Source organism: Nostoc sp., assembly GCF_036919495.1.
Taxonomy (GTDB): domain Bacteria; phylum Cyanobacteriota; class Cyanobacteriia; order Cyanobacteriales; family Nostocaceae; genus Nostoc.
Genome location: NZ_JBALBZ010000210.1, coordinates 36,809 through 47,253, shown reverse-complemented (window position 1 = coordinate 47,253; position 10,445 = coordinate 36,809). Strand labels below are relative to the sequence as shown.

The 10,445-nt window shown below is 41.4% G+C and carries 13 protein-coding genes; 9 read left to right on the top strand and 4 right to left on the bottom strand.

Annotation, left to right across the window (positions count from 1 at the left end):
* Positions 1-261: 261 nt before the first annotated feature.
* Genes V7K25_RS30085 through V7K25_RS30065 form a run of 5 tightly spaced genes read left to right on the top strand, consistent with a single transcriptional unit; the run spans position 262 to position 3,099 of the window.
* Entirely contained in the window at positions 262-945 is a 684-nt protein-coding gene (locus tag V7K25_RS30085; RefSeq protein ID WP_335163347.1) for a hypothetical protein, read from the top strand.
* Entirely contained in the window at positions 911-1,162 is a 252-nt protein-coding gene (locus tag V7K25_RS30080) for a hypothetical protein (protein WP_335163345.1), read from the top strand. Before V7K25_RS30085 ends, V7K25_RS30080 begins: the two co-directional genes overlap by 35 nt.
* Before the next feature lie 44 nt (positions 1,163-1,206).
* Positions 1,207-1,536: a hypothetical protein gene (locus V7K25_RS30075; RefSeq protein WP_335163343.1), complete on the top strand. Its 330-nt coding sequence runs from the start codon at positions 1,207-1,209 to the stop codon at positions 1,534-1,536.
* 13 nt (positions 1,537-1,549) lie between these two features.
* Entirely contained in the window at positions 1,550-1,903 is a 354-nt protein-coding gene (locus V7K25_RS30070) for a hypothetical protein (RefSeq protein ID WP_335163341.1), read from the top strand.
* A complete protein-coding gene (locus tag V7K25_RS30065; RefSeq protein ID WP_335163339.1) occupies positions 1,900-3,099 on the top strand; it encodes a tyrosine-type recombinase/integrase in 1,200 nt (399 codons plus the stop codon). Before V7K25_RS30070 ends, V7K25_RS30065 begins: the two co-directional genes overlap by 4 nt.
* Positions 3,100-3,119: 20 nt before the next feature.
* On the opposite strand, the gene V7K25_RS30060 is transcribed toward V7K25_RS30065, so the two are convergent.
* The 4 genes from V7K25_RS30060 to V7K25_RS30045 form a co-directional block, all read right to left on the bottom strand.
* Complete coding sequence (locus V7K25_RS30060; RefSeq protein ID WP_335163337.1) at positions 3,120-4,196, bottom strand: T3SS effector HopA1 family protein; 1,077 nt, start codon at positions 4,194-4,196, stop codon at positions 3,120-3,122.
* An 81-nt stretch (positions 4,197-4,277) separates the two neighbouring features.
* Positions 4,278-5,516, bottom strand: coding sequence for a phosphotransferase family protein (locus V7K25_RS30055; protein WP_335163335.1), 1,239 nt, complete (start codon positions 5,514-5,516; stop codon positions 4,278-4,280).
* A 200-nt stretch (positions 5,517-5,716) separates the two neighbouring features.
* The gene (locus tag V7K25_RS30050) at positions 5,717-5,851 is read right to left on the bottom strand and encodes a hypothetical protein (RefSeq protein WP_335163333.1); all 135 of its coding nucleotides are present in this window, start codon (positions 5,849-5,851) and stop codon (positions 5,717-5,719) included.
* Between the two features lie 333 nt (positions 5,852-6,184).
* Positions 6,185-7,051 (bottom strand): WYL domain-containing protein, encoded by an 867-nt coding sequence (locus V7K25_RS30045; protein WP_335163331.1) that lies wholly within the window; start codon positions 7,049-7,051, stop codon positions 6,185-6,187.
* Positions 7,052-7,220: 169 nt separating this feature from the next.
* Here V7K25_RS30045 and V7K25_RS30040 point away from each other — a divergent pair, with 169 nt between their 5' ends.
* The 4 genes from V7K25_RS30040 to V7K25_RS30025 all read left to right on the top strand — a co-directional run bounded on the left by V7K25_RS30040 (position 7,221) and on the right by V7K25_RS30025 (position 10,355).
* The gene (locus V7K25_RS30040; RefSeq protein ID WP_335163329.1) at positions 7,221-7,469 is read left to right on the top strand and encodes a DUF433 domain-containing protein; all 249 of its coding nucleotides are present in this window, start codon (positions 7,221-7,223) and stop codon (positions 7,467-7,469) included.
* Positions 7,470-7,532: 63 nt separating this feature from the next.
* A complete protein-coding gene (cas3, locus tag V7K25_RS30035) occupies positions 7,533-9,710 on the top strand; it encodes a type I-D CRISPR-associated helicase Cas3' (protein WP_335163327.1) in 2,178 nt (725 codons plus the stop codon).
* Between the two features lie 196 nt (positions 9,711-9,906).
* On the top strand, positions 9,907-10,140 hold the full coding sequence (locus V7K25_RS30030) for a hypothetical protein (protein WP_292819787.1): 234 nt from the start codon (positions 9,907-9,909) through the stop codon (positions 10,138-10,140).
* A gap of 23 nt (positions 10,141-10,163) precedes the next feature.
* The gene (locus tag V7K25_RS30025) at positions 10,164-10,355 is read left to right on the top strand and encodes a hypothetical protein (protein WP_292819790.1); all 192 of its coding nucleotides are present in this window, start codon (positions 10,164-10,166) and stop codon (positions 10,353-10,355) included.
* Positions 10,356-10,445: the final 90 nt, after the last annotated feature.

Here is a 10,445-nt window from a genome sequence, read left to right as displayed (position 1 = left end):
TGAAGGGGCTGCCGTCGGCAGCCCCTTCATCCCCCCTTTTAAAATGATTATCATTATTGTTAATGGAATAATTTATTTTCTGGAAGTCCCTTAGTCGGTGGCACGGGCGATGGGAAATCAACCTTTACCCAGTATCTATCCTCTAAAATTGGCGGTCGTGTAGTCGTCTATGACAGCGACGCTAAACCGGATGATTGGGCATGGCTGGATCAATCTGATGTCATTGGCAGAAAAGGAAATTTCAAAGCCATCGACACCGCGATGGGTAATGACCTCAAAACCTTAGAGGAGCTTGTAGAGCTTCGCGGAGAGGGGGGAGATAACGCGATCGCAGGTCGTGAGAGATTCCTAATTGCTGAGGAGTTCCCAATATTAGTAGATGAGTGTGACCACGCCGCTACCTGGATAAAACGCCACGCCAAACGGGGTAGGCGATACAAGCAGTTTATTTGCGCGTTAGCTCAAAATGACACGGCTGAAAATTTCGGCTTACAAGGTGATAAAGACACGCTCTACAGCTGCTTCTGTCTCGTGCGTTTGGGGCAGTTTGGGCGTGACCACGCCAAGACTAAACTTAAAGATCCTCAACTAGAGCAGTGGTTGAAAGCTGGTGGTAAAAGGCGGTTTATGGTCGATGACCAACCCTGTGAGCTTGACCTGAGCAACTGGGGAGCAGGGGGCATGGTGCAGCCGGAAAACTCCGGCGGGGGAAATGAGGAGGTGCGATCGCCTCAAGACCTCAATGAATATGAGCAAATCATTGTCACCTGGGGACAAGAGCATCCAGGGGAGATTTTGAAGGCCCGAGTACTCCAGCAAGCAAGCCAGCAATTTAAGAAAGATGACCCAGAAAATATCAGGATTCTCTTTCAATCCCTTGCTGACAGGAGGCTGGGGGAAGTGGTAGATAGTGGCGATCGCTTGGGCTGGAGGTGGTCAAAGTAATGTCTACAGCTTGCCTACAGTCCATCTACAGGCTGTAGGCAATGCTTTACAGATAAATTACCGATTAAATAAGCAGTGGTTGAGTGGAAGTGCGATCGCTCAATACCTTGCCGATAAACACTCAAAAGTCTGTCTACACCGTCTACAATTTTTTAGCGCCAAATTTTCGGCTGTAGACGCCGAAAATAGCCCACAAGGCGGATTCTGGCGGCTGTAGACAAAATTTCAAAGCTGTAATTTTCACAATTTTGGAGAGGAATTATGCAATTCAAAACTATCAGCTACAAACGAATTTTAAATTTAGGAAATTACGAGAGTAAGCACTTAGAACTATCTGCTGAAGTTCACGAGGGAGACGATTTAGACGCTGAAATGTCCCGATTAATGGAAGAAGTCGAGAGAAAAATTAGGGAAGATGTAACTCAAAAAATCGAGTTAGAGATTAGAGAGCTAAGAAAACAACTACGAGAGCTAAAGAAGGAAGAATTAGCAACAAAATCAGCATTGGAACCACAGGAGGAGGTCAGCCCAGATGATATCCCTTTTGAAGCTGATAACACTAACTCATCATCTAATGCAGATGATTTTTAGTTAACAGTAGTTTATGAAAAGAACAGCCAAGTACTCAAAAGCCTGCCAAATATTAACCTTTCCACACTCCTCACAAGAACAACTTTACTCTGAACTAAATCGATTGGGCTGGTATTGGCAATCCGGGAAGAAGGAGTGGGAAAGGGATGATACCCCAGCCAAAGCAGCAACTAAATTAATCAGAGTTCGGGTATGGGCTGCTAAAGAAACTGTGGAAAATGCAGCAGAACTATTTTTAGAAAATGCCGAGAGCAATGGGCTGAGACTAATAGAAAAATCTGCACCCTATCCATGCCGTCCGCCTAATCAACTAGAGAGCAGAATTTACCTAACCTTTGAAGATATCCATAAAACTGACCAATCGTGACTGAAGATAAGTGGATTACCTCTGATGCCCGGACAAAGAAACTGGTTATTCGTTTCTGGGTAAAAGGATTTCCCAAACAATTTTTTATCAGCACCGGGCTGAAGGATACCAAGCGTAATCGGGAGATTGTGAGGAGCAAGAGGGACGCGATCGCAAATGATATTGCACTCGAACGCTTTGACCCCACGCTTGCCAGCTACCAGTTTAAATCGACCCAACAAATTAACCCCGCAGCACTGCCACTAAAAAAGCTAGAAGATAAGCACCAAATGGACTTACAGCAACTTTGGGAAAAATTTACAGATTTTAAATCGAGCCAACTTGAAGAGACTACTATTAGGGGGAGTTATGCCGCGATCGCTCGTTACATCCGCAGGTTGCCAACCAAAGAATTGACCGATGCTCCGAAAATTCGTGATTGGCTCCTGAGTAATATTTCCTTGCACATGGCTTGGGATAATTTAAATTACTACCGTAGATGTTGCGATTGGGCTGTTGACTCAGGACTGATCGCTAACAATCCCTTCTCCTCATTAGTTATTGGCAAGCCCAAGAAAAAATCGACAGATGTTGATGACTACAGAGCTTTCACCTTAGAGCAGAGAGATATTATCATTCAGTCGTTTGAAAATCACTCTACTTACTCCTACTACGCGCCTCTAGTAAAATTCATGTTTTGGACTGGTTGTAGAACGGGCGAGGCTTTTGCATTGACTTGGGGAGATATCACGCCAGACTGTTGCCAAATATCGATCAGCAAATCAAGAAACCTGCATGGAATATTGAAAGGAACCAAAAATGGGAAGAAGCGAATTTTTCCTACATTTCCAAATTCAAAGCTTCAAAAACTGCTTTTAGAAATTAGACCAGAATCACCCAACCAAGACGAAATAGTTTTTCTGACTAAGCTAGGTAGCAGAATGACTAGCTATGGACTTAACGATATTTGGAAGGGGACGACATCAACTTATAAAAGAAAATATTCTTACCTTGGCGTGGTTAGTGAACTGGTAGCACAACATAAACTACCCTACTACCTCAAGCCATACGCTACGAGACACACATTCGCCACATGGGCTATTAGTAGCGGCGTCACCCCCGATAAGGTCGCAATGTGGATTGGAGACAACGTAGAGACAGTTTTACGTTTCTACACGCACCCCAATGTAGTAATTGCTAAATGTCCAGACTTCTAATGGTGCTACTTAATTGCTACTTAATTCAAAGGTAAATAAATGTCTTGAGAATTAGGATTAAGGTAGGGACGCTGCAAGTCAATTGTATGGCGTGCAAAGTGTTGGTCAATCGTCCTCATCCGTTCTTCCATTGCATTCTTACCCTTTTGCCAAGCTTCAAATAAAGCATTAGCGACAATTTGGCAACGGTTCATCCCAAAACTTTCTTGTGCTGCAAATTTTTGGATTGGTTCTTCGGCTAAACCTAACCCTGGTGCTAAAAATTTTGTAAACAAAGGAATTTCCGGCTGGAAATAGGATTGATTTTCTAGATAAATAGCCTGAAGGATTGTGCGAATTGCTGGATAGTCGGGGAGTTCAAAGTAGAGTAGCCCCGAATCATAGCGTCCATATCCACTGGGATTGTGGAGAACCTGAAAGCTAAAGGGAATCGAGGCTGCATTCAATTGCAGTGTCAGACTTTCCATGAGAGCGATCGCACCAGATGCGGTAAAGTTAAAGTAAATTCGCCCTGCTCCCAAATCAGCATCAGGGTTGCTCTGGCGTTCCTGTCCGACATTGCTAACTGCCAAGTAATAGCCATTTTGCATTCTATTTTTGGGCATCCAGATTGCTAGCATGTCACCGACTTTGGTAGATTTTTTGCTGGATTTTAGATGGCAGCCTGGCTCAACATAAAGTGTTAAACCGCCTTTAATCACTGCCATAGTACCATCAGGTTCTTTACGCAACACCTGCCATCGGGGGTCAAAGTAACCTATGCCGTGATTACTGGCGTGCAATTGCTCGTAAAAGTCCCAATCAATTTCCAAAATGGAATTATCTGCTAAATTCTGCTTTGGCGTATCAGTATTGACTGCTAAAGTACTTTGTAGAGAGCCATTGTAATAGATCCCATAGAGAAAGTTCCGCAGCAGTAGAGTGAGATATTTCTGTTGTAAATCTACAGAATTGTGCTGAAATCTCTCAGCTATTTTAGTCGGCAGACCAAAGGGTTGATAATTGGGATGATAAATACAAAAATTAGACTCAATCTGGATATTTTTAGCAATGTCGAATAGAGAAGTTAGCGGTTGATTGATAGAGTAATTTAGCATTAATCCATTTAGAACTTAAACTTTAAAAAACAGAATTCAGGAGTCAGGAACCAGAATTCATAATTGCTCTATTCCCTGCCATTAACAACCGCGAAGCCGAGTTTTTTCGTAATAAAGACGAAGTAACTGTGGCTCTTTTACAGGTTGAGGAAGTTTATGAATTTTTGCTTGATTTAGAATTTCTGACTCTGATATTCCAAAAATAGTCAGTACACCTTGCTGCGGCATAGTGAGTAAACTTTTAGCTACTTGGAGCATACAGATGTCAGAATTATTAAAAGATTTTTGGCACGTAATCATATCTTGAATTTGATGAATCAGTGCTAGCCCCGCAAACTGGATAACTCGTACAATAAAGTCATTGCGGTATTCCAAAATCAAGGGGAAAGCATTTAGATAAGCCCTAATTAGGGCAATGATTGAAGGTTGTAAACTCTCCAACGGTGTCAATGCTAGATTTAGAGATTCTTCTAACTCAATAGTGGGATCTACTACAAGACTCTTGAGCCAAATTCCTAAATAGCTTGCTAGTAAAGTACCTAAATCAAAAGCTGGATCTCCCCAAGAACAAGCTTCCCAATCAATTAGTCGTACTAGACAATTGTCTAGTTTCTCCCACCTGGAATGAACCAAAATGTTATTCAATTTCAGGTCGTTGTGAGTCAAGCAGCAAGGATTCCAGTCGTATGCCAAATCTGCGATCGCAGATTCCAAACTCTCCGACTGCTGGTATAGTAAATAGAATTTCAACGCATCCGTGGGAACCGTTCCAAAAATCTCCGGCCCAATTGACTCTACCCCTTGCGCCGGATTGTAAAAGCCATAGCGAAACTCTCCTTGGGGAGCAGTTGCCATAAAATCCTTATATTCTCGGCGGTTATAGGTTGCGCAATGGAGTCCCGCTAAAGTAGTGCCGATCGCAGTGGCAATTTCTTGTGGAAAAATATCATTGTTGTGGTAGAATGTCGCAAGCTCCAGATAATCACCTAAGTAGTTGCGGACAAGGATAGAATTTTCTTGGTCAAAATGGACTACTAATGGTGCGATGGCAGAAATATTGCCAAGAACTGGAAACTGCTGGAGCAACTGGTGAAATAGCCACTCATGAAACAATTCATGGGGCGCTGCGTCATTGTTGTTAACGTTACGTTCTTGTTTAATGAGCAATTGACGATTATCTGCTAGAGTCACTAGTAAACCGAAATTGTTCTTACTACTTCCTGGCAACTCAGATTTATCTGATGCGTCATCTTCTGAGCTACACAGCCCCGCTTCTAGCAGATACTGGATAACGTTATGAGAAGACAGTGATAATACCATGTATTATTTCCTACTTCATTAAATTACTTAAACTTGTACTCAGCAGTTGTCGGTAGATAGTGAATAACAATAGAGATTTGTACAATCTACTAATATCCCATATTTGGGATCAAAACCTGCCAAAATGGCACCAAGTCCTTTACAATTGCTTTAGAATTTGCTCCTAGATACTGTGGCATCTTTAGACTTTATCAGCATAGTTACTTAGATACATCTAGAGCAAGTTTTGTGGTAGAAGCCCATTGATGTAGCTGCATCAAAAGGCTTGGTAGCGCAGAAGCATCGCCAGCAAAAAACTGATTGGCGGCAGATGTTGTTTGATGCTGAGTAGTCATTCTGAAAGCAGCGAAGAATTTCAGTAATCCTTCGTGTTAGGAGGCATGACATTCAACGCTATTATTTTTATTTATCATCCCAAAGCGAAATAAACCGGAATTTTTAAGCAATTAGTAATTATTTTTTTCTTTAATTTTTAGAATTGATGTCTAGAAGGCTTGTTATTACGTCATTTGTCTTACTTACGTATTGTAAATGGCTATAGGCGATCGCAGATAACGGCTACATGAGTGCATCTTATGGAAGTGTACTTTTGTCAAGGATGAAAAGACCTCTAAGAAGGTTTTACTACGTAGTAAAATCGTCCCTCTCCGACTCGGAGAGGGAAAGAGTTAAGACTTGGTTTCTATATCGTATAAATTGCAGAGGGTGAGAAGTTTTTGTTTTAGGCGATCGCGCACATTCTCTGGTAATATCACTACACAATCTGGCGCATATTGCATGACTTCCCGCATAAACCAAAATGTACTCGATACTCGCCTAATCACTCGTCGAACTTTTGGTTTATCTGGTAGCCATTCATGGATATCATCTTCTGGTTTAGCTTGATAAGCAAAAGCCAAATTTGCTAATAAGTGCATTTCTACTTTTATCTCATCCAAATTAGTACGCCACTCACCGGAAATTGAAGTCACCGCCGCATCCGTAATTCGGTCTAATCGTAAACTCCAGTTGTGAACCAGTTCTGGGATATCAAAATTTCCTTCTGTTTCCTCACACCAGCAATCAAGATATACCCGCTTTTCGTGGGGTGTAACTTTGGCATAGCGAACGGTAAAATTAAACACACGCTCTGCTGCATCTTGATAGGAAAGCTGAAAGGGCTGTTCGCGCAAGATATAGCGGTCTATCTCTAAGCGCCAAGGTGGGGGCAAATTCTCTAAAAAACGTTCGATTTCGCCACGCAACGGTAATGATAGTTCGCTGCGTTCGAGAAGTAAGTTTGCAATGATTTGGGCTTGTTCAATTTGCCCGATATCTGTCAACGCATTGATACATCTATGTAATGCCCTGATGCGTGGTTCTTTCCAATCGTTATTGTTACCAATGAGTAACTTACGTTGAGCGAGCGCTTTAATTAACTTAGAGATATTAGGTTCTTCTCCCCACATCATACCGAATTCACGAGCGATCGCTTCTAGCTCGGCTTTATCACGTTCTGATATCGACAGTGTAATAGATTGACCTTTTCGACTCATTAAAAATGTCCGTGTACTTTATACATAAGCTCTCTTGTCAACTTCTATTTTGCGTGCCAATATAGTTTTTAACAACTAGTTACGGACACTATTTAAGTGTAAGTCCGAATATAGAATTAGGAGAAGGGGATTCATTGAGAAGAATGACGACAAATTTGGAGAAGTTTTAATGACTAAAAACGATTTACTATCTCGAATTTCCATCGATTCAAATATTTGTTTCGGTAAACCTTGTATTAAAGGTCATCGTATATGGGTTAGTTTAATTGTCGACCTTCTTGCAAGTAGAGAAAAAATAGAGGCAATTTTGCAAGAATATCCCGGTTTGGAACGAGAAGATATCCTGGCGTGTATTGCTTATGCTGCGGAGATGACAAGAGATAGCTATAGCAATCCTAAATCATTCGTGAAAAATTAGATCCCCGACTTCTTGAAGAAGTCGGGGATCTGGACATCACGCATTTTCAAAAAGAAAAGACAAATGACGCAAGCATACAAAATTACTCTCAAACCCGTTTACTCGCAAACCGTCCCAACACATGACGGGGTTAAATTACCTAAAGATTGGTCACTTTCTTGGCATCAAGCCGCAACTTTAGAAGCATTGCGCGATCCAAATATTGATGTCGTGTTCAACACTGCGATGACTGGTGATGGTAAAAGTCTCGCGGCTTACCTAGAAGTTCTTCAGGGCGAATTTTCTGCGATCGGACTTTACCCAACCAATGAACTCGCCCGCGATCAAGAAACGCAGATTAGAGGATATGTTGAGAAATTCCAGCCAGAAAATCAGCCGCGTGTAGTGCGACTAAGTGGGGCTGATTTAGAGATTTATGCAGAAAACGAAGGATTGAAAAAAGGAGCTGCGATCGCAACTCTCACTAACCAGAGAGAAGCATTATTAACCAACCCTGATATTTTTCACTACTTACATCGAGGTGCTTATATAATTCGTGGCGATAGTCCAGATAAATTATGGGGCAGAATTGATAAAGATTTTGACTTATTCATTTTTGATGAATTCCATGTTTTTGCTGCTCCACAAATTGCTAGTGTGATTAACACAATGTTGTTAATTCGCTGTACAAATCGCCGCAAGAAATTTCTGTTTCTCTCAGCCACACCAGATACAAACTTAATTGGGCGATTAGAAAAAGCAGGATTTCGTTGTAAAGAAATTGATCCTTTAAAACAAAATAAATATCAATTTCCCGATACACAAGAAGAAGGGCAGCAACTGCAAACACAGGGCTGGCGACAAGTAGCGCGGACAATTACGCTGAATTTTATTCCTTTGGAACCGTCCTTTAAAGCTTCGGAAACCTGGCTAAAAGAAAATAGTGATTTGATTTTGGCTCAGTTTCAGCAGTATCCAGGAAGTAAAGGCGCAATCATCCTTAACTCAATTGCAGCAGTCAAACGCCTCACTCAATTTTTTCGGGAAATCTTACAGCCTTACGGCTTGAAAGTTGGAGAGAATACAGGGTTATCGGGAAAAGGAGAAAAGGAGCGAAGTCTTGTTGCTGACTTGGTTATTGGTACTAGCACAATTGATGTAGGGGTTGATTTCAAAATCAATTTCCTAATTTTTGAATCATCAGATGCAGGTAACTTTATCCAACGTTTAGGACGCTTAGGAAGACATGACGAATATGAGAAAGATGGTCAAAAAATTAAGTTTGAGAACTTCACAGCTTTTTCTTTAGTTCCTAACTTTTTGGTAGAGCGATTGTTTAAGGGGGATACTCCACCGTTAGAAGTGAATAGTATTTGCGATCGCCCCTTTTTTCACAATACAATTACTGAGAATTATCGACAAATCAACGATTTTCGTGGTTATTATCGTCGATGGGGGGCTGTGCAATCATTTTGGCTGTTTTATCAGTTGAGCGATCGCACAATTAAACAACAGTATGCACAAAGCCGAGACAAGTTTCAAGAAGCCTGTGAACAAGTATTTGAAACTAGTCTGAAGTCTGCGGCTGGACGTGTTTCGGGATGGGCGAAAGATTGGCAAGCACTTTCTGGTAAATCAGGTAATCCCATTGCTGAGGATGCTGCTAGTTTTCGAGGTTCAAGTCCTTTGCAATGTGGTTTATACGACTTAACGGAAGAAAACGAGTCAGATAGGTTTAAAACCTACGATTTACCGGGTATTTTGGGAAATTTAGAAATTGAAATGTGGACGGAAGCAGCATTTATACGGACACTTAAAGAAACCGCAGAACGAACGGGACAACCCATAGCCAAAGGTAGATTTACTCATTGTCTAGCATTTATGAAGTTGCGTTCTTACCGAGAGGAACGGCTGAACTGGAAGTTTACCTATTCTGGCAACTTGCAGCCAATTGCTGACGCTTGGAAAGTTCAGGTTTTGACAGGTGTGGAAATTTGGCAACCTGATAACTATTGGGTTGGGGAAATTAACAAACGCTTAAAAAAGGAAGGTTTGGTTTGTTACGTGATTCGCCGTCCTCTTGCTGAAGTGCGGATGCGGCTAAGGCTACCGATGAATTTTCAGATTTATGGCATCAGCGATCAGTATAGCTTTCATGATGCAACTGCACCGTGTGCGATCGCTTTTGGTCACTCTGCGCTGCTGCTAGATACGCTTGCTTATACGTTTAAAAGCAAAGGAAATGAGATATGGGTTGCTTAAGGTTTCAATCCCTGATAGGGATTTTGGTTACTGATTTACAGTAGGAGGGCGTAAGCCTTCAAGTGCAGAAAAGGAGATTTCAATCCCTGATAGGGATTCTAGTTTGCTCAATACTTTATCGCTCTCCACCCTCAATGATATAGGAGAATTCACAAGAATTTTATAAGGTCTTTGAATTTATTGTCAGAAAACTTTCATGTGCTATTCTTTACTTGTTGGTGTCAGCCTACAAGGACAGAGAAGGAGATTCGTTGTACCGATGCTTGCATCCGTCCGACGCTATGCTTCTCCCGTAGTTGAACTGATAATCACAGCCGTCCAACTAATGCTTCGCTTCTTTATGAAGCAAGCAGAAGCCCAAAATCTAAATGGAGGTTCTGACGTAATAAAAGACCTTTTAAATCTCATTTTCTTGAGAAAACATTCCTAAAAATTAAGTGGAGGTTCTAACTGATGGACAACTATGTTCAGTTGGAACTCTTTGACCTGCAACCTTACACTTCAGAACAACCTTCTGTAACTGAGGATGTACCGGAATTGGTTGAAGAGATTCAGCAATCAAGCAAGTATGAGCAACTTGAACTTAATCTATTTCCGCAGCAAATCTGTATTACTCCTCTAGAGTTTATAAAATTGGCTGCTTAGTTAGTTAAGGAGGTTGTAAATAAGAATTTCTTTGTTTACCAACCTCCTCAATTTCAGAATTTATAAATATCTATTAGGGCAGGCATTCTG